The sequence below is a fragment of the Alteromonas sp. BL110 genome, assembly GCF_003443615.1.
Taxonomy (GTDB): Bacteria; Pseudomonadota; Gammaproteobacteria; order Enterobacterales; family Alteromonadaceae; genus Alteromonas.
In genome coordinates this window covers 1598878-1625232 of the sequence record NZ_CP031967.1, presented here as the reverse complement: position 1 = coordinate 1625232, position 26355 = coordinate 1598878, and the positions used below count along the sequence as shown (strand labels likewise).

The 26355-nt window shown below is 44.0% G+C and carries 18 protein-coding genes; 8 read left to right on the top strand and 10 right to left on the bottom strand.

What is annotated here, in order from left to right:
- The 3 genes from dptH to dptF are packed head-to-tail and all read right to left on the bottom strand — an operon-like array spanning window position 1 to window position 7970.
- Window positions 1–5052: a DNA phosphorothioation-dependent restriction protein DptH gene (gene dptH, locus D1814_RS07050; protein ID WP_118495333.1), complete on the bottom strand. Its 5052-nt coding sequence runs from the start codon at window positions 5050–5052 to the stop codon at window positions 1–3.
- Window positions 5033–6349, bottom strand: coding sequence for a DNA phosphorothioation-dependent restriction protein DptG (gene dptG, locus D1814_RS07045; RefSeq protein ID WP_118490858.1), 1317 nt, complete (start codon window positions 6347–6349; stop codon window positions 5033–5035). The genes dptH and dptG overlap by 20 nt, the downstream gene beginning before the upstream one ends.
- Window position 6350: 1 nt before the next feature.
- Window positions 6351–7970: a DNA phosphorothioation-dependent restriction protein DptF gene (gene dptF, locus D1814_RS07040; RefSeq protein ID WP_118490856.1), complete on the bottom strand. Its 1620-nt coding sequence runs from the start codon at window positions 7968–7970 to the stop codon at window positions 6351–6353.
- Window positions 7971–8253: 283 nt separating this feature from the next.
- Between dptF and D1814_RS07035 the strand changes: the two genes are divergently transcribed.
- Complete coding sequence (locus tag D1814_RS07035) at window positions 8254–9042, top strand: restriction endonuclease (RefSeq protein WP_118490854.1); 789 nt, start codon at window positions 8254–8256, stop codon at window positions 9040–9042.
- A gap of 33 nt (window positions 9043–9075) precedes the next feature.
- Here D1814_RS07035 and D1814_RS07030 read toward each other — a convergent pair whose 3' ends face one another.
- A complete protein-coding gene (locus tag D1814_RS07030; protein WP_118495332.1) occupies window positions 9076–9690 on the bottom strand; it encodes a class I SAM-dependent methyltransferase in 615 nt (204 codons plus the stop codon).
- A gap of 182 nt (window positions 9691–9872) precedes the next feature.
- Here D1814_RS07030 and D1814_RS07025 point away from each other — a divergent pair, with 182 nt between their 5' ends.
- From D1814_RS07025 to D1814_RS07015, 3 genes are all read left to right on the top strand, one after another.
- On the top strand, window positions 9873–11966 hold the full coding sequence (locus D1814_RS07025) for a TonB-dependent siderophore receptor (RefSeq protein WP_118490852.1): 2094 nt from the start codon (window positions 9873–9875) through the stop codon (window positions 11964–11966).
- Window positions 11967–12347: 381 nt separating this feature from the next.
- The gene (locus D1814_RS07020; RefSeq protein ID WP_232368996.1) at window positions 12348–15074 is read left to right on the top strand and encodes a TonB-dependent receptor plug domain-containing protein; all 2727 of its coding nucleotides are present in this window, start codon (window positions 12348–12350) and stop codon (window positions 15072–15074) included.
- Between the two features lie 151 nt (window positions 15075–15225).
- Window positions 15226–15744, top strand: a complete 519-nt coding sequence (locus tag D1814_RS07015; RefSeq protein ID WP_118490850.1) for a hypothetical protein — start codon at window positions 15226–15228, stop codon at window positions 15742–15744.
- A gap of 67 nt (window positions 15745–15811) precedes the next feature.
- Here D1814_RS07015 and D1814_RS07010 read toward each other — a convergent pair whose 3' ends face one another.
- Window positions 15812–17032, bottom strand: a complete 1221-nt coding sequence (locus D1814_RS07010) for an acyl-CoA dehydrogenase family protein (RefSeq protein WP_118490848.1) — start codon at window positions 17030–17032, stop codon at window positions 15812–15814.
- Between the two features lie 221 nt (window positions 17033–17253).
- On the opposite strand from D1814_RS07010, the gene D1814_RS07005 reads away from it, so the two are divergent.
- The 4 genes from D1814_RS07005 (at window position 17254) to D1814_RS06990 (ending at window position 21834) form a co-directional block, all read left to right on the top strand.
- Window positions 17254–18189, top strand: coding sequence for a LysR family transcriptional regulator (locus D1814_RS07005; RefSeq protein ID WP_183037583.1), 936 nt, complete (start codon window positions 17254–17256; stop codon window positions 18187–18189).
- Between the two features lie 191 nt (window positions 18190–18380).
- On the top strand, window positions 18381–19142 hold the full coding sequence (locus tag D1814_RS07000) for an MBL fold metallo-hydrolase (RefSeq protein ID WP_118490846.1): 762 nt from the start codon (window positions 18381–18383) through the stop codon (window positions 19140–19142).
- Window positions 19143–19369: 227 nt separating this feature from the next.
- Window positions 19370–20761, top strand: a complete 1392-nt coding sequence (locus D1814_RS06995) for a YcjX family protein (RefSeq protein ID WP_118490844.1) — start codon at window positions 19370–19372, stop codon at window positions 20759–20761.
- The gene (locus tag D1814_RS06990) at window positions 20758–21834 is read left to right on the top strand and encodes a YcjF family protein (RefSeq protein WP_118490842.1); all 1077 of its coding nucleotides are present in this window, start codon (window positions 20758–20760) and stop codon (window positions 21832–21834) included. The genes D1814_RS06995 and D1814_RS06990 overlap by 4 nt, the downstream gene beginning before the upstream one ends.
- A 134-nt stretch (window positions 21835–21968) precedes the next feature.
- On the opposite strand, the gene D1814_RS06985 is transcribed toward D1814_RS06990, so the two are convergent.
- The 5 genes from D1814_RS06985 to D1814_RS06965 all read right to left on the bottom strand — a co-directional run bounded on the left by D1814_RS06985 (window position 21969) and on the right by D1814_RS06965 (window position 26260).
- Complete coding sequence (locus D1814_RS06985; RefSeq protein ID WP_118490840.1) at window positions 21969–23195, bottom strand: threonine/serine ThrE exporter family protein; 1227 nt, start codon at window positions 23193–23195, stop codon at window positions 21969–21971.
- A gap of 229 nt (window positions 23196–23424) precedes the next feature.
- Window positions 23425–24558 carry a 2-iminoacetate synthase ThiH gene (gene thiH, locus D1814_RS06980; RefSeq protein ID WP_118490838.1) on the bottom strand — a complete coding sequence of 378 codons (1134 nt, stop codon included), beginning with the start codon at window positions 24556–24558 and terminating at the stop codon, window positions 23425–23427.
- On the bottom strand, window positions 24555–25325 hold the full coding sequence (locus tag D1814_RS06975) for a thiazole synthase (RefSeq protein WP_118490836.1): 771 nt from the start codon (window positions 25323–25325) through the stop codon (window positions 24555–24557). The genes thiH and D1814_RS06975 overlap by 4 nt, the downstream gene beginning before the upstream one ends.
- 1 nt (window position 25326) lies before the next feature.
- A complete protein-coding gene (thiS, locus tag D1814_RS06970) occupies window positions 25327–25536 on the bottom strand; it encodes a sulfur carrier protein ThiS (protein ID WP_118490834.1) in 210 nt (69 codons plus the stop codon).
- Window positions 25523–26260, bottom strand: coding sequence for a HesA/MoeB/ThiF family protein (locus tag D1814_RS06965; RefSeq protein WP_310794137.1), 738 nt, complete (start codon window positions 26258–26260; stop codon window positions 25523–25525). The genes thiS and D1814_RS06965 overlap by 14 nt, the downstream gene beginning before the upstream one ends.
- Window positions 26261–26355: the final 95 nt, after the last annotated feature.

The following is a 26355-nucleotide window of genomic DNA, read 5'->3' as shown; positions in this document are numbered from 1 at the left end:
TCATGTTGTAACTTGAGCACATTGTATTCTTACTAACTTACCTTCGGACTTGAGATAAGCATCTCCTTTGCCATTAAGCACCTCCGCACCTTGGTCATCAAGAATTACACGGCTCTCTGTACCATTTTTCACTCGAAGTGCTAATTGTGCTGGAAGGTTAGAACGTAAGTTTGTGCTAATGACATCCCCACTGGGTTTTTGAGTGGCAATAATTAGATGGATACCAGCTGCACGAGCTTTCTGGGCTAGACGCTTAAGCTCGGCTTCGATGTCCTTCTTCATTTCTCTATCTGAAGTAAGATCCGCGTATTCATCTAGCACTAAAATCCACCAGGGAATTCGCTCTTCATCGCTCACTTTCGCGTTGTAATCCGGGAGAGATCTAACGCCAGTTTTTTTGAACGTGGCATATCTACTTTGCATCTCTTCTACCGCTTCACTCAATAGTTGGAGTGCGTCAGCGTCGTCCCAGCCAATTTGTCCTAGTAAGTGAGGGTATCGCTCAAAATCATTAAGCTCAGTACCTTTAGGGTCAATCAGCATTAGTCGCAATTCTGATGAGCTGTAATGTTCACACATGCCATACAAAATGGTGTTGAGAGCTTCTGATTTACCGCTACCGGTTGTGCCACCGATAAGAAGGTGAGGGCAGTTAGAAGATGAAAAGTTTATTTTCACAACGTTTCCAAACCGGTCCTCCCCCAATGGCACTTCTAATGCGTTGATTGGGCGTTGCCATGACGGCCAGATGTCCTCTTGGTCAACATAGTATCGCTGGCTGTCGCTTTTGGGCACATCGATTGTCACGCAACCCTTATCTATCGCGAACCCAACTTCTTGCTCTTGTTCAAGCCTTAGGTCGAGCTTTAATGCCTGCGACTTTTCAAATAGCTTTCTTGGGTCCGTGCCAGGGTTAAGTTCAACTCTGAAAAGTATTGAAGCGGGTCCTTCAACGTAAGGCGCTTCGCTTGTAGGTTTTGAAACTGGGATATTGTAGCTGTAGTAACAATCGATAATGCGTTGATAAAGTTCCAGTAACTCGCTTTCAGGCATTTTTTTGCGTTTTACTTCTGAATGCTTTGCATTGGCTGTTTCAGCAGGTGGCGCAGATGGTTCACCTATCGTATTGTTTTCTATTTCAATGTCAGTTTTAGTACTAACTGCGGGTACTGTCTCTTCACTTCCAGCATAAGACGCTATTGGTTCTATTTGCGTTTCGCCATCCAGAATATATTTATCTTCTATGTGATATAGGTTTACTGGTTTTAATTCGGCGTAAAGTTTTTGCAGTGGTGTTCGAAGTATGTGACTTATGTTGCCCTGTGAATCGGTCAAATCGCCGGCTGGAATCTCAATTTTTAAGACATCTTGAACCTGGGTAAAGCTGGCCTTAGTAAAGTCCTTATCTTCAACATTTACGAACAACATTGCCTCTGGATAGTTGGTTAATTGCGCTAGGCTATAATCACCCTGTAACCACCAAGCAAAGTTGTCTGTAACTGGTTTGAAATAGTCATTTGGGTATACGTCATAAAGCTTGTACTTATCGATTTGCATCATAATCTGACGAATAAACAAACCGCGATACAAATGACTGGCTAAACTCGTTTTACCTAATAGCTCTTCAAAGTAGCGTTTAAGCTCTTTAGCTTGCGTTACGCCTTTGCTGTGGGTCTGTCTTTTGCCCGTTTTAACTTCAACAGGTAGAAGGATAAGCTTATGGTCTTTGAAGCCTACAAATAAAACGTCGTCTGATATAGCGCCAGACTTGAAGCCTTGAGAGAATCTCGAAAAGTCACTTTCTTTTGCTTTTAAGCCAAGATTTCCCGCTACCCTTATGATTTCAGCGATAGAGAGTGGTACCCACGTAATGTCTGACTTGTGTAGTAGGCAGTTAACAAATTTGTATGCGCCTAAAATGCCTCTTTTTTCCTTTCGCTCATTACTATTAGCGGTAACCAAGTTAAGTAACCATTCACCATTGAATGCATTAAACTCTCCAATAAGGCCGCCGTTATCGTTATCCAGTACCTTGTGATACAGGTCAGTCTGCTCAGTTACCGTGATGGCATCATAGTTAACCGAGTTAGTGTAGTTATCTGAATAATGAATAAGCACCATATCCTTTTCACCCTCAAAGAAATCTAACGTTACTTTGGGATCGATGATGGTGGTCCAAATTGAATTTTTGTAAGAAACATCAAGCAGGTTTTTAAAGTTGTCGGTTACCACTAATGCCTGAGATCTTGTCGATGTATATTGCACATGATTTGAGCGAGCTGGTTTAATAAGTGCAGAGTACTTTTCTATAAGCTTCAGAGGTGCAGAGCTTTCCGTATTTACTCCCTCTAAACCAAAAGCTGTATAAAAGCTACCGTGCTTATTAGATGCAGCTTCGCCAGGCATTAAACCATGACATACAACTCCGCTTTTTTGCTTGAGGACGTTTATATCTTCTGCTCTAACACGCTCATTATTTTTGAAGAAACAGATATGTGCATACGCTTGGGAGTCGTGATTGTCCGTGATCTGGAACTTACTGTAGGTTAGTCGTGTGCGTAGCAGGTCAACAATCGTATCTGCCTGTTCTTTGATTGGTCCTCTGTTTAATTCACATAGGCTTTTTATTTCATCGTAACTTGCAGTGTCTGCAAACCTATCGAACCACGTGTAATGGTCTTCTTCGTTATATAGATTTACATGAATGCGCGTAATTTTACCTTTTTTACGCTTTACATAATCTACAACGCCTAAAAATAACTCTTCATTATGTAAGTTGTTTACAGAGTTTATGATTAGTGTTGTTTTACTACCGGCAGTAAATAGGTGCTTGAACGCTGCCGTGAACTTCTCGACTTTGTCTGAAACTAAAGACCGAACATAGTCATAGCTGCTATCTTGCTGTGGTATTAACCTAGACCAAAATACATTTTCTTTTTCCGCATGGTTATAGGAAAAATCATGAGTAGGGTCATAGATAAATGGTAGTAAACCTTGCGCACTCAATCGGTTTATTGTGATCGAAGGCAGTTCTTTGAAGCTGCCTGAGTCGAGTTTATCGCCAAGCAAAGCGTTTGCTACGTTCAAGTTATAGGCTAATACAGCTGGGTGGAATGGCGTAATATATTCCTGAACTATTCCTCGTTCTTCAAACTCAGCAAAGCCTATTAGTACTAACTTCTTATGCGCTTGGCTAAGCGGGGCATCGAATGGAATCTTAGAAATTTTATCGATATATATATCAACGATTCTTGATACGATTTCTCTGAACTCCGGCTCCCAACCGGCAATACTGATTAATGTTCTGTTAGTTACTAGGTAATCGAAAAGCTTGTTATATTCAGCGAAAAGATCAGGGTAATCGCTACTAATGCTGTCTAAGCAAACGTCATCTGAAGCGTAATGTTTTGAAAGTACTCGCTCATCTAGAAGTTGCGCTTCATTTTGAAGTAGTTCTAATCTTCGCTGCTTGGGCGCAATTTCTTTACCATCTAAAAGTACTTTTGATTTATTCCTGTTAAATTGGCCGTTGTAGCCTTTTTCAAATAAGTAGTTAAACCGCCCCTGATCTAACAGTAATGGAAGGGTTAACGATTCAGTCGATACTTCACCTTCTACATTGAATAACAGTTCACTGTACTGACCTTGTACGCAGAAGAAGATTTCATCTTTTTCTGAGGCAAGCTGTTTAAAGTCAACAATGCCGTAATCGGCAGCAGGAATTGTTTGGTAATTTTCGGTAATAACGAAGGTCGGTTGTTTATCACTGACTTGCAAAACTTGATCGTCAGTTTGTAGTGTTATCCATTTCTTAGCCGAGTCTACCAAGTATATATGTTCAAAGTGAGCTACATCAAAGTCACCTTTTCGAAGGACTAATACTCGAAATTTATGTGATTCTTGAGGCTTATCCGTTTTGACTTGAAGAGAAAAGAACCGAGCCTCTCCGTCGAAATTGCTAGTTAATACAATTCTGCTTCTAATCCCACCACTATTGTTAATATCTATAGATATTGGGGGTTGTTCTTTATTGTGCTGTATTGTGCAGCTAGACGTTGAAATGCGCCCATTAATAAAGGTAAATTCAAGGTTGAACTCGTTTTGTTCTTCTTCAAGAAGCAATATTAGGTGTCGTTCTCTTTTCCCAGCACCTTTATCGGACTTACCTTTTTTTAGTAGTTCGCCAAATAAAGTTGACTCTTTTTCCAATTCCAGAAGGTTTGTACGATTTTTTTGCTGCTCCTGATAGCACTGCTCAAGCTCAAGACTTTCACGCCACTGGTCGGGGTTTTCTGTTTCAAAATGCTCTTTTACAAACGTTTCACTGAAGTCTAGAGAAGCAAGCTTTTCCGGAAGTTCATTAGGAAAATGCTCTGTAATGAAGTTTAATTCATCACTTAGTTTTTTATTCTCTTGTATGCGAAAATGTATTTGTTCTTCGTTGTTCCACGACAAAATAGCTTCGTCGTTTAATAGCCCCAGCTCCGGAAATCTTAGGTCGCCATCAGACACCGCGTAATAAAGCTCTTCAAAGCCAAACATAGTCGCTTTATCATCGAGAATTTGATCAAACTGATAATCCAGTAAGCATTCAGATACTTTCAGCTTCTCATCATTCTGGTCAAGCTCTTGGTAAAGCATATGCTTTATATTTTCAGGGTTCCAGACATGCCCCTGTTGTGCAACGTCTTCAGCTGAATTGATTATTGTATCTAAAGAGGAGTTGTGAATAATGAGTAGGGCGCAGCCATCTAGTACTTCTGGCTGGGCTGCTATTTCGTCACGTAAATGTGATATGAAATTTTCTGAAAATCCGCTCTCATCACTATGAAAAACGGGAATTAGTGAAGCTTTCTCATACTCAATACAAGGAAGTTTGGTACCTTTTACTTCAACATATCTCGATTGCTGTTTTAAAAATGCAGAGTGAAGTTTCTGACCCCTAACATTGTCAGGGGTTGCAAATTGATAGCGATGCCCGGGAATCAGAGACTGCTTGGCCCAATTGTTAAAATGAGAGACAAGGAAATCTTCAAACTGTTTTTTTGACATATACTGCATCTCCGCTATCGCTCATTCTTTCAACTATTCCCATGCGTTCATAAAAATTGACTAAATTTTGTTGGCTCTGTTTGTCAAAATATATTCCACGACTTTCAAAGGCTTTTATTAACTCATGCAAACGCAACTTTTCATTCTCTCCGATTGCTAAGTTAGTGAGTAAAACAATATAGTCTTGATTGAACGTAAGTACTTGACCGGCTTGTCCACGTTTTTGAATGAAAGGGGCGCAAATGGTTTTTAAAACACCTTTAACTGCTGTTTGATTATATTCCTCCAAAGTGCCTCGCTTCTTATCAAATTGCCAGTAGGACAAGTTGAGTAGCTGCTGAAAAGCATCTTCAGTAAGTGTTTGTTCTTCTACAGATATGGGATTTCTGTAAAACTTTGAACGAGCTTCGCTAAAATCTTCCGTAAATTGATTCAAATTAGACAGGGCTGCTGTGTCACCTTTTATTGCCTCAAAGAGCTGCCACAAGGGTTTAGTCTCTCCTTTTTCTTGTAAGGTTTCATTTATAACTAAATAAGGGAAAAGGTAGTTCAAATACTCTACTAATTGCCCATAGCCATAGTTCTGAACGTGAGTCCGTTCTCTACTCGCTTTTTCGTTGTCAACAATGAAGAAACACGGTTTATGGGATGGAGCCCCATTTTTCCAATCTTTAATGTTTAGCGCCAACTGGGAAATGTATAGAAAGCTGTAAAGCTTTATGAAGTCAGAGAACTGCGCAACTAAATAACTGGGGCGCGAATTAAGAAACTCCAAATCCTGTTGGAAGCACTTTGTTAAAAACGGTAGGTATGGAGTTTGGTTCTTCTTAACCGGTTGTTTAACTTTGGTTGAAACGTAGAATGCATCAAATTGAGCTTTAATTTCTTTTGCAAGAATATTTAAGTTTGTCTCAGGCGAAGAATCCACAGAGAAATCGTTTAGCAGACTAGCAAGCGTATCGCCAAGCTTTTTGCTGTTAGGGTCAATTTCATCTTTTGTCGCTTTAAACATCAATAATTCTGGTGAAATCTTAAAAAGCTCTTCGTTCTCGAAGTACATCGCTTCTATTTCTTTCCAAAAGTTTGGCTCATCAAGTATTTCAGCAAATCGTTTTTCACAAAGTGCTTTAAAGCCGTCAAGTTCAATGTTTAACAATGCTCTGTTATAGGCAGAATGAACAAAATATCCAAGAACAGTATCCCAGCAAAATTTGTAATGTTTATCTTTTGTTCTCAAAAATGGGATAAATGTACTTAGGCTATTACTTGATGGAACTTTTAAATCTGACTTAAGCACATTAAACCTCACTTACTTCAATATCATCGTCTTCGACTTTTCGTAGCTCAAATCGCTTACGTCCTCTTACTACTTGGATATCGTGAGATTGGTTGGCTACCTTTGTGATGTCGTCGACTAATTCGTCAAGAATGACAATAGAGCTTTTGTCATGTTTGTTGGGTCTGAAACCATTCACTATTTCGATCAATAAACTAAGTAAATTTATGTTCAGTGGTATAGGCCTAATTTTAACTTCACTATCATTAACTTTAACCTTCAAATGAACGTTAAAATATGAAGCTGATTGAGGCTTATCGTTTTGGATGGACTTGTAATCTGGCTTTATATCTAACTTTGCAGTCAGCAGGTAACCGTTAACCTCGGCAGTTAAGTATTGATTTTTACTCAAATATGGAGCGTTTCGGTTGATATGTTTGCGAACAGCTTGGATCAAAGTCTTGTTGTAAAAGTTCTTTAAAAGCTCTCTTTCTGCTTTGTCGCCATTGAAGTCACGATGAAGCTTATAACAATGAATATACTTCTCGATTAGTGACTCTGAAAAGTCGCTTCTGAAATTCGCGTGATAGTTATTGCCGTAATTGTCATACCTCAGAGCGTAGAAGAGCCTTAGATATGAATGCGCTTTTTTTACGTTATTGATTCCAATGTTCGTAAGCGCTTCACTGAAGTCTTCAAAATCTTTGTCAGTCAACTTCAGTTCAAACGCTAAGATAAACCTATCAATTTGTTTGGTTCTTAAGTTCGCAGGATCGAATTCTGCAATTTTTTCAGCTAACTCGTTATCACCGCCACTAAATAGGTTGTCGAACAAATAGCCTGGTCCAGCTAGAAGCCCAAAAACGAAGTCGAGTAATGCCCTAGCAGTTAGGAATTGATCCTTTTTCAAACGGGCTTTGAAAAGCAAATCAATTATTACAGTCTGAACAGAAGGCAGACTTAAAAGCTCATAATTTGCGAATAACCTTTTACTGTCTACATCGTTTTTATTTGCTTTATCTCTATCGTAAAGCTGACGGAGGATATTATCGTTTTGCTGTGTAATTCGCTTTAGGAACTTTTCCGGAAATTCAGCATGGTACTCATTATCGCCAATTTGAAACTTGGGAAAGTCCTCAAAGTTGATGAAGATAAATTCATCACTGTAGCTCTGACGATCTAAGTATGCTTTTATACTTTGAGCAACATTTTCGTTAGCGCCTTCTTCGGCGTAGTTAGCCAGCATGCCCGTATTGATGCCAATAACGAGAGGAGCATTTCCCGATAGGTAATTTTCTATTTCGCGATCTAAAGTTTGAATAGCATTTTCGTTTGGAGCAAAGCTGTGCGTAGCATCAAGGTGGAAGCGCACTCTCGAGTCAAAAGTCTTTTTACATCGAGTAAGAATTTCAGATTTTCCGTCGCCGCTACTTCCACATAAAAACAAAATTTTTTTATTTTGGGTACTAAGTGCCGATATCGTAGAAAGAACTTTTTCTTCTACAGGCGACTGGATATATAAGTATTCTTTGATTTCGTTAAGAAGAGATGACTTTTGCCCACTGTTTTCTGTCGAGACAGCAAAAGGGGAAGATTTTGATAAAATGGATAAAGCCTCAATGAAGCTTACATTGTCTACCATGCGATGAACCTCCCTATTTCTTTTAGACAACACACAGCATTTCACCTGCTGCTCTAAAATATTGCTAAACCACACCTAAAGAGTATAACTAATTGGTTGTATTTAGACTTTCGTATAATCTACATTACTGGCAGAGTTTTTTCTATTGTTAATCGATAGTTAGAGTATAAGCAACAATTTAGTTTGTAGCTAAGCTGGCTCGCTATCGTAAGTGTATGTATTTAATAGCGCTTGCAAGTGACTTTCCTTAACCACGTTACTACGAATTTATTTAGGTCTACATATGAGCAAATTAACCATTGTTGAAGCAGCAGAAACGGCATTAGAAATTTTAGATGCTCCAAGTTCGGTTAAGCAAGTGTATGCCAAAATATTAGAAAGGTCGCTTTATAAGTTTGGCGCACAAGACCCTGTTAGCGTTTTGAGAATTCAAATGGAACGGCACTGTGTTGAAACGTCATGGGCAAGTGATGCGAAAGTTAAACGCTTCAGAAAGAACGAAGCCGGACTTTTTTCGAACATTGAAAGCGGTAATCTCCGAGAAAAAAATAGAACGGTTCGAGAAGTAAAAATCGATGATCTGACCTTAATAAATCAGCTCGCTCAAAAGCTAAAGAGTAATACTATTCGGCACATTATCGACCACTTATATGGCCTAGAGCCCGAGGATTTTGAGTCTTTCTGCCAAAGATTTTTAGAGCGTTACGGTTTTGAGAACATGACTGTCACTAAAAAAGGCAGAGACGGTGGAATAGACGTAAGAGGTTATTTAGAGGTTGGTATTTCTCAGCTTCACGTTGCAGCGCAATGTAAACGGTACAAACGAAACAATAAGGTATCTCGCCCTGATATTTCACAGTTCAGAGGTGATATTCAAGGGGAGTTTCAACAGGGAATATTTATAACTACAAGTGAGTTTACTCAGGAAGCAAAGGATATTGCTTTCAAACGAGGGTGTGTACCAATAGTTCTTATCGACGGTGAAACGCTCGCTGAGATAATGATAGACAGAGAGATTGGCGTTACTAAGAACAACATTCCAATTTATGATTTTGAGATAGATAGGGTTTAGAGCTAGTACGTCTATATTACTTCGTAGCAGACATTATCCCTTCACCACTTCAACCGTAACCCACTTCACATCATCTCGCTTTAAACCATCCTGACTCGGAACTGGGTTTAAATTACGTGCAGTTAGTCCATTATTTTTCGCTAAGGTTGCCAATTCCCCATAGCTTACAGGGTGCATGGGCCTTGCCTCATCATTTGGGCCGAATCGAAAGCTTATGTACATGGTTCCGTTTTCCGAAAGTAATTCAGCTAACCGATTTAAAGCAGGTGGCCTCTCAGCTTCCGGCAAGTGCATCCATACCGCTGAAAGCAGTATTAGGTCGTATGTTTTTGGCCGTTGGGGTAGGGCGGTAAGCGCGGGTAAACTAGCGTCACACCATGTAACACTGTTATGTGAATTGGCTTGTGCAAGGTTTCTTAGTTCATCGGCAGGTTCTGCGGCTATTACTTTCCAGCCCTGTTCAGCTAGCCAGTTAGCGTCGCGGCCACTACCAGCACCAACGTCTAACGCTGTGCCTGCTTTGGCGTCTTGTAGAAATGCTTTCCAATCGCCATGTACACTTTCGGCGTCTACCGAGTTATACAAATCGTAATAGTGTTGTGCTTTTTCGCTGTAATGCGTAATGGTTTTTTTTGTATTGCTGGTCAAAACGTCGATGTCTCCCTGATCTAAAGTACAGATTATCGCATTACCCTCAGCGCAGCCAGCGTTTAGCGATTTCACCTCTTGCTGAATTGTAAATAGTAATAATTATCATTTAAATTTGGTTTAAGCTGCTTTATACTCCCGCTCGAAAAAACAACCCTCCAAAACCAACAACAGAGAAAACCATGAAATTAAGCAGTTTATTTGCACTAACGCCTATCGCGTTTGCATTGTCGGTAAATGCGCAAACTACGCAAAACGATACGGTAGAAGTTAAAGAAGCAGACGTTGAAAAAATTCGTATTGTGGGCGTTCGTCAAAACCGTGTTAGCCGCGGTGCAACGGGCTTAACCATGGAAATTAGCGAAACGCCGCAGTCTATTAGCATTCTTTCTGAAGACTTAATGCAGTCGTTTGGCGCGTTTAATATTAATGATGCGCTAAAGCTTGCGCCGGGTATTAACGTAGAAGAGTGGGAAACCAACCGTACTAACTACACCGCCCGTGGTTTTGAAATTAAAAACACTCAAATAGACGGTGTGGGCCTGCCGAACGACTGGGGCATTGTTACCGGCTCTGTTGAAGCTTACGGTTATGAAGAAATTGAAGTTATTCGTGGTGCTAACGGCCTGCTAACCGGTGTGGGTAATGCGTCAGGTACCATTAACTATGTACGTAAGCGTCCAACCAACGAAGAAGGCGGTGAAATTGGCGCAAGCATTGGTTCGTACAACTTTAAGCGTGTTCAGGGCGACTATTCAATGCTGCTTACTGAAGATGGCAGCTGGGCAGCCCGTGTAGTAGGTAGCTTTGAAGATAAAGAGTCACACCTAGATGGTTTAGAGAACGATCGCAGCTTTGTTTATGGTGTTATCGACGGCCAGTTAACCGATAACGCTACCGTAACGTTTGGGTTGTCTTATCAAGATGCGAATACCGACGGCAACACCTGGGGCGGGTTAGTATTTAACTACACCGATGGCACCCAAGCCGAGTGGGACATTAGCGATACCACTGCCCAAGAGTGGAGCAAATGGGATACCGAAACTACTAACGCGTTTGTAGAGCTAGACTATGTGTTCGATAACGATTGGCAGCTTCTACTTAGCTATAACTACCGCGACTTTGAAGATCAAAGCAAACTGTTTTATGCCTACGGCGCAATTGATAAAGACACGGGTTTAGGCCTTGTTGGCTGGCCGGGTCGTTACGATTCTGAGCGCGATTCTCATCTTGTAGAAGGCCGTGTATTTGGTGATTTCGAGCTGTTTGGCCGCAATCACGAAGTGAACTTTGGTGTAAGCCACGCTACCAGCGACGATGTGTCTTCTGCTCACTCATTTGATTACGCTACTACGCCTGCATTCGGCCCAACGCCAGCGTTCCCATACGCGTTAGATGCTATTGCCGAACCTGAGTGGCTACCCGCTGCCGAGTACTCGAACATTGAGCAAAACCTAACGCGTTACTTTGGTTCTGCGCGTTTCAGCGTTACCGATGAAATGCATGTAATTGCTGGTTTCAACGCTATTGATTTCGAGCGTACAGGGCAAAACGCAGGCGCGGTTATCGATAACTCAGAAAGCGAAGCCAGCCCCTATGTTGGTGCTACTTACGCGGTAACTGAAGATGTGAACGCGTATGTAAGTTATTCAGATGTGTACCAGCCACAAGAGCAGTACGACATTAACGGCCAGTACCTAGACCCTACCAAAGGTCAAAACTTTGAAGCGGGTGTGAAAGCCCAGTGGTTCGACAACCGTTTATTAACAACGTTCGCTTACTTTACTGCAGAGCAAGACAACCTAGCCGCTTACGCTGGCACTAACCCAGAAACCCTGCAGTATTACTATGAGGGTGTGTCGGTAGAGTCTGATGGTTTTGAAATTGAAGTGGCGGGGCAGGTAACCGATGCACTGCGTGTTAATGCGTCTTATACCGCTATCGACGTAGAAGATGAACAAGGTAACGATGCTAACCTATGGGCGCCGCGCGACGTAGTAACCTTCCAACTAGCGTACACCGTACCGCAAGCACCAGAGGTAGAAGTAGGCTTTGGCGGTCGCTGGCAGTCTGAGATAAGTAATGTCGATTATAACGTTGAACAAGGTGCGTATTTCTTGGGTAATGTGTATGCATCGCAAGCGTTCACTGAAAACCTAACGGTTCGCATGAACATCAACAACATCTTTGATAAGAAGTACATTAACAGCCTACATACTGTGGGTTACTACGGCGCAGGCATTAACGCGCAATTAAGTGCTTCGTATAGCTTTTAATAAAGCGCTATTAAATGGCAAAGGTAGCTAATCTTTCAGGGTTAGCTGCCGCTTGTCTAATAACTACCCTGATTACAAAACCTTAAGAATAATTAACCCTTCTACTTTCAGCTCGCTTTACCTTAAGTAAAAGCGGCCCTAAATCCCATCCTTCAGAAAGCCCAAAAGCGACACTATCCTAAAGACTAATATAAATTACGCCTTATGAGTGATAATTATCTCTTTCAGGGTTCTTTTTTAGTTATTCCATTCTAATTGTTCGATGTTTATTAGTGTAACTGTCATGCGTATTTATTGGCAGTCACTGCTAAGTATTACCCACGCCAATAATAAAAATATTAAAACCATATAAAAAACAACAAGTCTTGAAGGAGAAACACAGTGGATCAAGGTAACTTCCCTAAGGGAAAAAAACTTAATCGAATAACTTCAGCCATTATTGCTAGTTCTTTACCGTTTTTTGCGGCAATGTCAGCGCCAACTTTTGCACAAGAAGCAGAAGAAAAAGCAGAAGACGTTGAAAATATCATTGTAACCGGTACGCGTATGAGCAACCGCTCAGCGGCAGATTCACCTGTGCCGGTAGACGTAATTACCGGCGATGAATTCCGCCAGAACTCATCTAGCGACGTGCAAGACATGCTGCGTACTAACGTACCGTCGTTCGATGTAAACACACAGCCAATCAGCGATGCAGCTACCATTGTGCGCCCGGCAAACATGCGAGGCCTATCACCAGATAACGTGTTGGTGTTGGTAAATGGTAAGCGCCGTCACCGTGGCTCTATCATTTCTTTCCTTGGCGGCGGTATTTCAGACGGTGCGCAGGGTGTAGATATATCAGCAATTCCTTCGCTGGCCCTGAAGCAAGTAGAAGTACTGCGTGACGGTGCATCGTCGCAGTACGGTTCAGACGCTATCGCAGGTGTACTTAACTTCTTGCTTCGCGACGATGATGAAGGTTTCGAGTTCCGCGCAAACTATGGCTCTACCTATGAAGGCGATGGCGACAACTACACTATTTCAGCCAACGCCGGTTTCTCGCTAGGTGCAGACGGCTTTGTGAACATCACAGGTGAAATTCGCGATGTTGAAGGTACCGTACGCTCAGTCGTGCGTGACGACGTACAAGGTATGGTCGATGCCGGTTACTTAAGTCAGTCAGATTTTTCTACCATTAATACCTATACCAATGAAGTACCTCAGTATTGGGGCCAGCCAGACGTAGAAGACGACTATAAAGTATTTATTAACTCAGCGTACGAGCTAAACGACAAAGCCGAGCTTTACTTATTTGGTAACTACGGTAAACGTACGGTTACCGGTGGTTTCTTCTACCGTAACCCGGTAACGGAAGGAAGCCAGCGCGGCGGTGTATATGCAGGCCCAACGGTTGACCCACTAACAGGTTTAGCCGACCCAGACGGCGTACACTCAGTACTTGTTGGCGACCTAGACGGTGTAGGCGTAGGTGGAAGCTGTATTGACGGTATTCCAATTGGCGGTGAAGGCAATGTATTCCCAGACCCAACATTCCTAGCACAAGTACAGGCTGACGATAACTGTTTCTCGTTCATTGAAACCATCCCAACGGGCTTTGTACCGCGCTTTGGTGGCGATAACGAAGACATGGCGTTTACCGTAGGTGTACGTGGTGACTTAGAAATTGGTAACGGCTTAGGCTACGACTTCAGTGCCCAGCGGGGCTCTAACCGTACTGACTTTTTCATTAAGAACACCATTAATGCGTCTTTAGGCCCAGATACACCGCGTGATTTTGTGCCTGGTGGACAAGAGCAAACCGAAACCTTGGTTAACCTTAACTTTGTATACGGTGTAGATGTAGGTTTAGCATCTGACTTAAACGTTGCGTTTGGTGCAGAATACCGCAAAGAAGAGTTTGATTTGTTTGCCGGTGATGAAGCGTCTTACGCACTAGGCCCGCTAGCAAGCCAAGGCTTCTCGTCTAGCTCGAACGGTTTTGGTGGTTTCCCTCGTGATACCAGCTCGTCGCAAGACAGTAACGCGGTTTATATTGATTTAGAAGCTGACGTTACCGATCAACTAACCTTGCAAGCAGCGTTGCGTCGTGAAGACTTCAGTGAGTTTGGCGATACTACCGACTTTAAACTTGCGGGTATTTTCCACGTAACTGACGATTTCCGTTTACGCGGTGCATACTCAACCGGTTTCCACGCGCCAACAGCGGGGCAGGCAAGCATTACTAACGTTACCACGCAAAACGTGAACGGTGTGCTAATTGACCAAGGTACATTGCCATTATCGTCAGCGGCAGGTCAGCTAGCGGCAGATTTCATTGAAAGCCAAGGTAACGGACGCCCAGACTTGGGGCCAGAGGAAGCAGTTAACTTCTCGTTTGGTGCATCAATTGATGTGGCAGACATGAGCTGGACCATCGATTTCTATAACATCGAAATGGAAAACCGTGTTGCACTAGGTGCCAACGTCAACTTCCTAGACGCACTTAACTTCGCAGGTGGCGGTACAGACTACGCAACCGTATCTGAAGCGCTTACCGAGCTTGATGCATCGGGCATTATCGACCGTTCAGACTTTATTGGTCTAGACGACCTATCACAGTTCCGCTTCTTCTCGAACAGCTTCGACACTACTACACGCGGTATCGACATCGTAGGTAACTACAGCTTCGATTTATGGGAAGGTAATTCACGTATTACGCTAGCGGCAAACTACAACGAAACAGAAGTGGACGATGTAGGTACGCTTAACCCAATTGGCGAAGGCCGTGTTGCTGCAATTGAAGACTTACTGCCAAACCTTCGCGGTAATATTTCTTGGACTCACACGCAAGGCGCACTTCGCACCCTAGTTCGTGCTAACTACTACGGTGGTTGGGACGACACAGGTAATGGCGTAGATGGTATTGATGCGGCTATTTTGATAGACGTAGAAGCCAAATACTCTTATAGCGAAAACTTAGATCTTGTTGTTGGTGTAAACAACTTGTTCGACGAATATCCAGAAGAAAACCCTAGCGCAGGAAGCTTAGGTCAGCTTTATTCTGAGTCTAGCCCGTTTGGCTTCAATGGTGGTATGTGGTACGTGCAGGCTCGCTACACTTACTAAGCCAGTTTTAGCTAGGTAATAAGCTAACTAGCTAGTTTATAAACAAAATTAAATACCGCTTCTTTGTTATAGGAAGCGGTATTTTTTTGACTGAAATTTATCCAAGTGCTAGTTTAAGAAATGTACAAGTAAAACAACGAGGAAGTTAATTGTGATAAACCCACGTAAATACGGGCTTCATGCCATTAAAACAGCTGCGCTTTCGCTAGCGCTTGCAGCAAGCTTTCAGGTAGCCGCGCAAAACGACAAAGAACGCGTTGAAAGCATTGAAGTATTCGGCGAAAAGACCACGCCGCAATTAAAGAAAGCCTTCGATAAACAGCGCTTCGAATTCTTAGAGCTGTACAATAGCATCAATGAAACTGCGAAATTCGATGTTATCTGCAAGTATGAAAAGCCCATTGGTAGCCAAATTGCCCGCAAGAGTTGCGAGCCCCGCTTTGTGAAAGACTTTCGCGCAATGAAGATTCGAACCTCTTCTACAGGCGTAGGAATTGACCTCAATCGCTTACCTAGCGATGACGATATTCGTTTTCTTACTAAAGACACGCGAGAAGAAGCTTTCGAGCATGTTGCAGCGTTAGTTGCCACACACCCAGACCTGTTCGACAGCTTTAGCAAGCTAGACGCGCTACATCAGCGCATCGAGCAGCGTAAAGAAGACAACTAGTTCTTTGAGCTTCTTAGAACCTATAAAAAAATGCGGCATTAAGCCGCATTTTTTATATTAGCTTTTGCTATTGGTATTTTTTTAACTCTAAGCGCGACACCATACCTTTATGTACTTCGTCAGGGCCGTCAGCTAGGCGAAGGGCTCTGGCGCCAGCGGCAAAGCGTGCTAGTGGGAAGTCGCTACACATACCTGCGCCGCCGTGAATTTGCAGTGCCATATCCACCACGTTTTGTAGCATGTTCGGCACTACCACTTTTATGGCCGAGATCTCTGTCATAGCGTGCTTAACGCCTAAGTTATCTATCTTCCACGCCGCGTGAAGGGTAAGTAATCGCGCTTGCTCAATAGCCATGCGAGCATCGGCAATGCGTTCTAAGTTACCGCCTAAACGGATGATAGGCTTACCAAAAGCAACGCGCTCATGACCGCGTTTAAGCGCAAGCTCTAAAGCTTTTTCGGCCATGCCGATTGCGCGCATACAGTGGTGAATACGGCCAGGGCCTAAGCGGCCTTGCGCTATCGCAAACCCTTTGCCTAAACCCATTATAATGTTGTCTTTACTTACGCGAACATTGTCAAAGTGCATTTCGCCGTGGCCGTATGGCGCGTCGTAATCGCCGTAAGCATCTAGCATACGCTTAATGGTAATTCCAGGCGTGTCTAGCGGCACTATTACCATACTGTGGCGGCTGTGTTTGTCGTTGTCAGGGTTCGATAAACCCATGAATATAGTGAAGGCCGCGTTAGGGTGCCCTAAGCCTGTCGACCACCATTTCTTGCCGTTAATAACGACGTCGTCACCATCTTCAATGATGGTTGCGGCCATGTTGGTGGCATCAGACGACGCAACGTCAGGTTCGGTCATGCCAAACACTGAGCGGATCTCGCCAGCCAGTAAGGGTGTTAGCCACTGTTCTTTTTGTGCATCGCTACCGAAGTGATAAAGCACTTCCATGTTGCCGGTGTCAGGTGCATTACAGTTAAATATTTCAGGGGCAAATAAGTATTTACCCATGCGCTCAGCCATTGGCGCATATTCAAGCGTGGTAAGGCCTTGGCCTAATTCAGCATCTGGTAAAAATAAGTTAGCTAAGCCCGCTTCACGTGCTTTGGCTTTAAGTGCTTCAGTGCCAGGGTGTAGCTTCCAGCTTTTCCAATCGCCGTGATTATTCTCTTTATGATGAAAGTCGTAAACTTCATTTTCAATTGGCGCAATATGCTCAGCAATGAAGTTATCAAGCTTTTCTAATAAAGCTTTGGTTTTGTCGTTATGTGAAAAATCCATAGGGCACCTTTTTCTTTATACCGTTTGCTCTAATTTGTAATGTTTAGGAGCAGCGTGTTTTAGCTTCGCGCTATATATTCGGGCTGTTTAATCAACACTTACAAACCATGTTTATTAGTAAGCACTGAAGCTATGCAAAAGCTATTCGTCAAGTTCATACTAGAGAAACTTGCTCGGTGAATGAAATGAAATATAATCCTTAAATAGTGTGAATTTCATTCATGGTGGTGCGGGTGTTAGAAAATAGGCAATTTGAAAAGCTAGATTTGAACTTACTCAAGGTTTTCGAAGCACTCTGGCAGCATAGAAACATGACCCGCGTGGCCGAAGCGCTGCACATTACGCCGTCGGCAGTGAGCCATGCCATGCGAAGATTTCGAGATATTTTAGGCGATCCGCTTTTTGTAAAAGAAAAACAAAGCATGTTGCCTACCGCTGCCTGTGAACGGTTAGCGCCCGCTATCTTAAAAGCCCTGGGCGATATTCGAAAGGCGTTAGGGGAGTTTGCCGATTTCGACCCGCTACACAGCCATCAACGTTTTGTTGTTGCCATGCAGGAGTCGTTAGAGTTAGGGGTTTTGCCTGTACTGCTTTCAACCTTAGAAAAGCAAGCGCCTAATATCGAAATAGTAAGCACTCGCTTACATCGCGATACCATGTTGGCAGACCTATCAAATCGAAATCTTCATTTAGTTATTGATATTGGTCGTGCCGTTGCCGCGCCTATTTCACATTCGCTGTTACGTCGCGATACTTACAAAGTGCTTATGAATAAGCAAAATCCTCTGGCACAGAGTTTAGATAAGAAAAAGTATGTAACGGCCCGTCATATTACGGTGTCTAATCGTGCTAAAGGTGCGTCGGTGGAAGAAATTGCGCTGCAACAGCTAGGCGTAAGTCGGCCCTCTTTGTGGCGCTGCCAAAACTATCGCGCTGCGGCAGATGTGGTGGCAAATACTGAGGCGCTATTAACTTTGCCGGGTTCGGTGGCCGATGCAGTAAGCGACGATAACTTGATCAGCACTAAACTCCCTTATCAAATACCCGCACTGGAAACACACCTTTACTGGCATAGCCAACAAGAAGGCGAGCCAGGATTGATGTGGCTACGGGATTTGATGCTACACTTGTTTGCTGAATCTGGTCATACCAGATAGGTTTTGATAAGGTTTATACCACTCGTCGCTGGGGAAAGGCGAATACCAGCAAAGTGTTTGTGCATTGTGGTGCTTCGCGACTTTATAGTAAAAGGCTGTGATGGTTTTGAAAGTGGGTAGAAGTAAGTGCGCGTGCTTCTTACGAAGTACTTTTAGCAAGCGCTGCAGGTTCGGGTGAAAAGGAAGTAGTAATGAAAATTCACACATTATCAGGCTACATACAGCATATTTATCTTGTTGAAGACAGCAGTGGCTTGCTGTTGCTCGATGGCTGTAGTCGAGCCGATGTAGACAATGTGTGTAAATACATTACCCAATCCTTGGAGCGCCCTTTAACAGACCTAAAGCTTATTGTGGTTACCCACATGCACCCCGATCATGCTGGTGGCGCCATTAAATTGCGTAAGCGCACAGGGGCACAGGTGGCCTCTCACCCCAAAGCTATCAACTGGTATGCAGGCTTTGCCGGGCGTGCCGCTCATGGTATCGATTTGTTGCTAACCTGGTGGGTGGCAAACCGTATTGGTAAACCTAGAATGCCTATTTGGTACAACCCAATTTTAGCGCCAGATATCACGCTTGCCGACAATCAGCTTTTGCCGGGTTTTCCCGATTGGCAGGTAATGTACACGCCCGGCCATACCGATCACGACTTAACGCTTAAGCACATACCTACGCGGCAGGCTTACATCGCCGATGTATTGGTACAAGTAAAAGGCGAACTAGTACCGCCGTATCCGTTATGTCATCCAAATCAATATCGCGAAAGCTTAAAAAAGCTGGCACAGTCACACATTGATACATTCTTTTGCGCCCATGTGCCGCCAACTAAAAAGTCGGATATTGATTTTGAGCACGTTATCGAGAACGCACCTCGCAAACCTAAGAACCACTGGCACTCCAGCAAAAACCGCATAAAGAAAAAGTTCTTTAATCAAACTCGCGAGCATTAGTTAACAGCCTGTAGACAAGGCTATGTTAACTGGAACCAAGCGTGTTTAAATGGCACTGCCCTTGCTTTTCCCCTACGAAACCGCATTACTCTTATATCGCTAACGCTATGCTAAAGTGGGGGCAATGAAGTGAAAGCTGCTCTCGCGGCACCTTATCTTCATGGTAATAGGTTCAAAGGTATAGGTTTAAAGCTATAGGAGCTGCAAAGGCAGAACACAAAACAATAATGCAGAAAAACATCGCTACACTTTTTGACAAAACTCGGGCTATGGCGTCGCTAACTGGCGACAAACTTAGCAGTGCGTTTAACAAAGAAACGCACCGTTTCACTATTACCGGGCTAAGTCGAAGTGGTAAATCTATGCTGTTCACGAGCCTTATCACCATGCTGAAAAGCCGAAGTGAAGAGGGCTATGCCTGTCTGCCGTTGCTGCGATATTTACCACCTTCCCAGGTGCTTGATATGCGCATAGCGCCCATTGAAGGCTATAAACCCTTTCCGCATTTGCAGAATATTGCTGATCTTGAAAACGGCCAGTGGCCTAAGGCTACTGAAGAAGCGTTTGGCTTTAAGTTAGTGGTACGTTTAAAAGAAACCGCTTCACTTAAGCGTCATGTTTTGCCCCATAGCGAAGTTGTGTTTGAATTCATTGACTATCCTGGCGAGTGGGTTACCGATATTCCCATGTTAAGTAAAACCTATGCTCATTGGTCAGACTCTGCATGGGCGCAGCTTAGCAGCGGGCCGCAGCAATACTTTGCAAGCCAGTGGAAAGCTTTTGTTAATCAGTTTGATTTTGAACAAGAGCCCACGGAACAGCGCATTCAGCTGCTTGTTAACGCCTACCGTGATTATTTGGTTGAGGCTAAAGCTAACGGCATATCCTTGCTTCAGCCGGGCAGTTTTTTATTGGAGTCGAGCGATTTTGATTGGCAGGCTTTTGGCTTTACGCCGCTGCCTTCTAGCATTACCAGCGACGTGTCGCACCCGTGGTTTAAAATATTTGATAAGCATTTTTCGAAGTTTCAAAGTGCTTGGCTAACACCGTTAAAGCAGTCCATTTTCAAAGAAACCGATAAGCAAATTATTCTTGTGGATTTGTTTGAAGGGCTTAACCACAGCAGACAGCATTTGTATCAGTTAAAAGAAACGTTAAGTCACTTGGCCGATACTTTTGTGTACGGCCAAAGTACTTGGTTTTCCCGCAATATATTGAAAAAAGAACAGATAGGAAAAGTGGCGTTTGTTGCCACTAAGTCTGACTTAGTGCCGGTAAATCAGCGCGTAAACTTACTTAACTTGCTCACCCAAATTACAGAGGGAGCCAGAGCACGGTTCGATGGAAAACCTATTCAGTTTGAACACTTTTTGGTGTCTAGCATGCAAGTCACTGACGACGGCAGTAACCCAGACGCTATTCGTTACAAAGACACCGATGGCCATTATGTAGAATCTACGTTTGAATCCATACCCCGTACATTAAAAGATATGGAAGAGGGCAGTCACTTCCCGGTACCTAATGTAAGTGTGCCGAGTGATTTCAAAGCGCGTATTTTAGCGGGTAAGGGCGTAGACAGATTGCTTCAGTTTTTACTGGGCAAAGGAGAGCAAGAATGAGCGATAAACCTTATACATTTGACGAAAGCCCAGAGCCGCCTCGCTCGTCCGATATTAGCAACTCGCCCAATATCAGAAGCGAAGCGCTTTATGGCGCAAATAGCGATCAGCAAGATGAAGCAAACCCGAAATCTCAAACAGCATCTCAGGGCGAGCAAAATAGTAGTGAAATAAACAAGCCGCAGTATAAAACCAAAGTGAAAACGCAAACTTTAGATATCGCGCAGCCTGAAACCAAGCTTCCACAGCAAGTCACCGAAGACGTCTGGGAAGTAGAAGCGAAAAAAGGTGGCTTTTCGTTAGGTGCAGCAACCTTGGGTTTTGGTGTTGTTTCGTTAATTGGCTTTTTTGTATTTGAAGCCTACACCACCCTTGCCGCGAACGCTTCTGAGCATCCCATTGGAACAGGCGTTTTAGGTGCGCTGCTGGTGGGGTTTGTTAGCTGTTTTAGCTTTCTAAGCTTTAAAGAGTGGCGTGGCTACAAGCAAGTAAACACAGCGATGGAAGATGCCAGCGTTATTCGAGATTTGCTGGCTAATAAAGGAAGTGAAACATCGCCGCAACAAATAGACCGCGTGTTAAATCAGCACGGCAAACGCTTTTCTCGAAGCTCTTACGCGGCGCATTGTTTTGACCGCTACAAACAGCAGCTTCAAGATGACATGACGGGGCCTGAGCGACTTGGCCTTTACGAAGATACGGTATTGAAGCCAGTGCAGGAAAAAGCACATAAGGTGTTAAATAAAGAATCGGTAACCGCAGGAAGCCTGGCATTTATTAGCCCTAACAACCTTATTCAAACCTTTGCCGTAGTATGGATTAGTTTTCGCACTATTCGCCGTATGGCGCGAGTATACGGGGTAAGGCCAAGCACAGCGGGAAACTGGAAACTGCTAAAAGTATTGGCGCAAAACATTGCAGCGCAGGGCGTATTCGACTTAGCTACCGACGAAGTGGCTAATCAAATTGGCGGTAGCTTGTCAGCCAAGTTTATGGAAAACTCGGCTGAAGCCATTGCCGCAGGTGCGCTTAACGCTCGCTTAGGAAGAGCGCTAATCAAGCTGCTTAAATAGCGCTTCTAGCTACGCTACCTTTTTAAAGCTGTCTTTTTTAAGCTTGTTTAGGGAAACCTGCCACTTACAAGTTAGCGTTATTAACTTGCTAAACAAAGGTTTGGTTTCCCGAGGCTGCGCCGTAACAAACGCTGTTACAGCGCCTTTTTGGTGGGCATAACCACGTTAGCAAAGATAAGCCCAGCTACTAGCGACATGAAAATCAAAAACACCTCTTGGCCCAAATGATCGGCCTTCACAAAGTCTTGACCGGTCATAAACGAGTTTAAGCCAATGTAGGTTTTCGACCCCGGCACTAGAACAATAAGCCCGTGCATTGCAACTATGGTGGCAGGCTGGTTGGCAATGCGGGTGAAGGCATTAGCAAAAATACCTAGCGCAAACGCGCCTACAAATGCACCTAACCCAGGGCTTATGTAATCTGAACTCCATGCAGTTGCACTGTAAGCGATAAACGCCGCTGCCAGTGCCCACGGGATGTGTTTAATACGGGTTCTAAATATCGCAACAAGCGCAATACAAAGTAAAAACACAGCAAGCCAAGTTGCCCAGTAAGGCAACGATTCAGCCGGGGTATACACGTTTTCACCAAATACGCTAAAGCCTACCGATACACCCAAAAACGCACCGAAATACAGTTTGAATAACTGCATAATGGCGTCCATAGTGCGGGCTGTGCCCGACACCATGTTACGGGAAGATAGTTCCGCTAAGCCCATCGTCAGCGCAAGCCCAGGCACAAATACAATGACCGATGAAAGCACAACCAAGGGAATGTTAATTCCCGGGTCAACATACTGGCTTATGGCACAGGTTAAAATGCCGCCTACGAATGCCGTAACAGGTTCTAGCATTAGGTTTACGCGCTTCGAGCGCTCTGCCCATAAGGTCCACAGGTAGGCTATAATGCCCAGTGCCGCAGACCAGCCAATTTCGCTCCAGCTTGCACCCATTAGCATAGCGAATGCGCCCGTGGCCATGGCAAACGCCGTTCCGGTAGATAATTTGCCGTAGGGGCTGCCCATCGCATCTATTTCATTTAGACGCTTATCGGCTTCAGTTAGCGAAAGGTTTCCCGATAATAGCTCGCTAGCTAATTCGTCGGTTAGCGACAGCGCGTTCATATCTAAATCACCTGGCTGTAATCGCGCTGAGTGGTTGTATTCGTCTTCGTGACGGTCGCTCCAGATTACAAAAGTGAGCGAGGTTGGAGTAGAGATAAAAGAAGCATGTACGCCTAAATACTCTGCCACGTCGCCAAGGTAGGCCTCTAGCCGAAATGCAGGCGTACCGTATTTGTGAAGCATTTTTCCAAGCTTCACAATAAATTTTCGAATTTGAATAAATTCAAAAGTATCCAACGCCAATTCCTTAACTTCTGATAAATGTAATATGGAACAAATAAGACGAAAAAGCCAGACGCTTAAAAATAGCGTCTGGCTAAAATTTGGGCGGATTTTACGGAGGGTTTTACACGAAAGCAAAACAAATTTTTTATTTATTTTGCCTTAAAAAAACTAATGTTTGATGGGCTATAAATCAGCGCTTTAATCATGCCTTGAGCGTTAGTAGGCATCCAGTGTAGTAAGCCTAAACACGTACTTCAAAGGGCATCCAATCCTTCCAAACAGGCTCTAGCCCTTTCCTTGCAATCGCATTTACCACTTCTGGCACCGAGCGACTGTCATCAATATCAAACTGATTTAGTGCCTGTGAAGGTTCACTGTAACCGCCGGGCTGAGTTTGTGACGCAGCGCTCATCGATGTGATACCAAGCGGCATTACGCCGTCTCTAAACGCAGCCGACTCGCGGGTAGACAGGGATAACTCCGCTTGCGGGTTGAACAAGCGGTGGGCGCAAATTAACTGCAACAGGTCTCGCTCATTTGGCAGCTTGCTGTTGGTGAGCGCATTCCCGCCAGTGCTATTACCTTCGCAGCTTCTAAGACGCGGAAAAGCAATAGATACACGGCTTTGCCAATAATGTTGCTGAATTAATTTGCCGTGAAGGGCGGTCATAGCACTATCAACTCTCCAGTCACCTAAACCAAGTAGCGCACCTATACCTATTTTATCTATACCGGCTTGCCCTATGCGGTCGCTGGCTTCTAATCGCCATAAAAAATCCTGCTTTTTACCTCGGGTATGGTAGCTGGCGTATTGCTGGGGAAAATAAGTTTCTTGATACACTAAAACAGCATCTAACCCTTGGTGTTTTAGGGTTTCGTATTGCTCTTTTTTTAATGGCTGCACCTCCATCATAAGGTAGCTTACCTTGTCGCGAATGGCGCTGAGGGTTTGCTCAAAATAGTCCATGCCCACCTTAGTTTCGTGTTCGCCTGTTACCAGCAACACCTGAGAAAAGCCCATGTCTTTAATAGCTTCGATTTCGGTAAGTACTTCACTTATAGATAGGGTCTTGCGCTTTATTTTGTTACTCATGGTAAAGCCGCAATAGGTACATTCGTTGGCACACAGGTTCGATAAGTACAAAGGCACAAATAGCTGCATGGTATTGCCGAACCGGTGGCGGGTGAGTGCTTGCGCGCGACTTGCCATGGCTTCCAAGTAATGTGAGCCAGCAGGTGAGATAAGCGCCATAAAGTCATCTAACGAAAGTGTATTTGCGTTTAACGCTCGCTCTACATCGTTCGCGGTTTTACTGTTAACTGACATAGCTAGATGAGCTAAGTCTTGCTGCATTAGCGCCCGTGCTACCTTCATACCGCTGGCTCCAAAAAGGCAGTAAGCGGGCTTGAAGCCTGCGCCAAATCAGATGTTGCCCCAAGCCCTGCTTCAAATGCTTTTCGGCCTGTTTCCACAGCATTTGCAAAGGCCTCTGCCATAGCAACAGGGTTTTGGGCAGTGGCAATGGCCGTATTTACTAATACTGCGTCGACGCCCATTTCCATGGCCGCCATGGCTTCACTGGGCTTGCCAATACCTGCATCTACAATGACCGGAATAGAGGCTTGTTCAACAATAATTTGCAAAAAAGGCTTAGTTTGTAATCCTTGATTGCTACCAATGGGTGCACCTAACGGCATAACAGCGGCGCAGCCTACTTCTTCTAAACGTTTACACAAAACGGGGTCTGCGCCACAGTAAGGCAGTACGTTAAACCCTTTTTTTACTAGTGCTTCGGCGGCCTGAAGGGTTTCTATGGGGTCGGGCAGCAAATAGCGCTGGTCAGGGTGAATTTCCAACTTTATCCATGGGCTACCAAGCGCTTCATAAGAAAGTTCTGCTGCAAATATAGCTTCTTGGGCATTTTTAGCCCCCGATGTGTTAGGCAGCAGGGTAACCCCTAACTCTCGAAGCGCCGTTAACGTTTCATCTTGCGCGCTATTACTTGCCACGCGCTTCATTGCTAAGGTAACAATGTTACTTTGTGCAGCGGCCACTGCGTCTTTCATAGTGGCGGCGTTGCTGAACTTTCCTGTACCGGTTAAAAGGCGTGATGAAAAAGTGTGGTTTGCAAGCGTTAGCATATTAGCCTCCTGCCACTAGGGTGAAGATATCAACGGTGTCGTTGTCTTTAAGGTAAGTGGTCGACCATTCTTTTTTACTCACTATGGCGGCATTTTTAGCAATGGCGGTACCGTCGTCATTCAGTTGTTTGAGGGAGATTAACTCGCTAAGTGAGATCGGCGAGATAACGTCCATAGGTTGATTGTTTACGTTTACTTTAATTTGTGTCATTGCAAACCTCACAAGTAGAAGAGGGGGGTAATGCAAAGCTTTGTAGGGAACCTAAGCCAGCATTCCCGGTCAGGTAGTGGCCCCATTTAATGTCGGCCTTAAACCCTTTTGCTAAAAACAACAAAGCTTGTGTTGCCTGATGGCATGCTGCCATACCAACTACGGGGCCAAGTACGCCTTTGCTCAGGCAGTCTTCGCGTACGGCTATGTTATTCACTATGCACTCGTAACAACCACAGGTCGCTGAGTTTTGAGGCAAGTTCAGCGCTTGCCAGGTGAGCCCGCTGGCCGCCGCTATAAAAAGTGGAATCGATGCGCGATAGGTCGCCGCATTTATCTGTCGTCTTACTGTAATATTGTCAGTGCAATCGAGTACACAGGTGGCTGATGAAATTAAGGTTGGTAAGTTATTACTATCAGCAAACTTACTTCTAAACTGTATGTTTAAGTGAGAGTTAACTTTGCGAAGTTCGTTATACAACGACTTAGCTTTGAGCTCACCTAAGTGCATTTCGTTGTAGCTAACTTGGCGTTGTAAATTACTGATATCGACAGTGTCGCCATCTATCAAAGTAATATTACCAACACCTGCGCCAGCTAAATATCGGGCGGTTAAGCTTCCTAGGCCGCCCAGCCCCACAACAACGGCATGGGCGTTCGCTAGATTAAGCTGACCATCGTGGTCAATACAGTCGAGTAAAAGCTGTCTGCTGTAACGCTGTATATCTTGGTGCGAAAGTTGGGGGCTAAAGCCGCTAGCGTTATTACGTGGGCCATTAGCGTAATTAAATGGGCCATTAGCTGTATGATGTACAGATT

What these genes read in the sequence shown, in the direction of transcription:
- dptH (WP_118495333.1), bottom strand. Translation starts at nt 5,052, where the DNA reads ATGTCAAAAAAACAGTTTGAAGATTTCCTTGTCTCTCATTTTAACAAT.
- dptF (WP_118490856.1), bottom strand. Translation starts at nt 7,970, where the DNA reads ATGGTAGACAATGTAAGCTTCATTGAGGCTTTATCCATTTTATCAAAA.
- D1814_RS07000 (WP_118490846.1), top strand. Translation starts at nt 18,381, where the DNA reads ATGAAAATTCACACATTATCAGGCTACATACAGCATATTTATCTTGTT.
- thiS (WP_118490834.1), bottom strand. Translation starts at nt 25,536, where the DNA reads ATGACACAAATTAAAGTAAACGTAAACAATCAACCTATGGACGTTATC.
- D1814_RS06975 (WP_118490836.1), bottom strand. Translation starts at nt 25,325, where the DNA reads ATGCTAACGCTTGCAAACCACACTTTTTCATCACGCCTTTTAACCGGT.
- D1814_RS07025 (WP_118490852.1), top strand. Translation starts at nt 9,873, where the DNA reads ATGAAATTAAGCAGTTTATTTGCACTAACGCCTATCGCGTTTGCATTG.
- thiH (WP_118490838.1), bottom strand. Translation starts at nt 24,558, where the DNA reads ATGAAGGTAGCACGGGCGCTAATGCAGCAAGACTTAGCTCATCTAGCT.
- D1814_RS07005 (WP_183037583.1), top strand. Translation starts at nt 17,254, where the DNA reads ATGGTGGTGCGGGTGTTAGAAAATAGGCAATTTGAAAAGCTAGATTTG.
- D1814_RS06995 (WP_118490844.1), top strand. Translation starts at nt 19,370, where the DNA reads ATGCAGAAAAACATCGCTACACTTTTTGACAAAACTCGGGCTATGGCG.
- D1814_RS06990 (WP_118490842.1), top strand. Translation starts at nt 20,758, where the DNA reads ATGAGCGATAAACCTTATACATTTGACGAAAGCCCAGAGCCGCCTCGC.
- D1814_RS07010 (WP_118490848.1), bottom strand. Translation starts at nt 17,032, where the DNA reads ATGGATTTTTCACATAACGACAAAACCAAAGCTTTATTAGAAAAGCTT.
- D1814_RS07035 (WP_118490854.1), top strand. Translation starts at nt 8,254, where the DNA reads ATGAGCAAATTAACCATTGTTGAAGCAGCAGAAACGGCATTAGAAATT.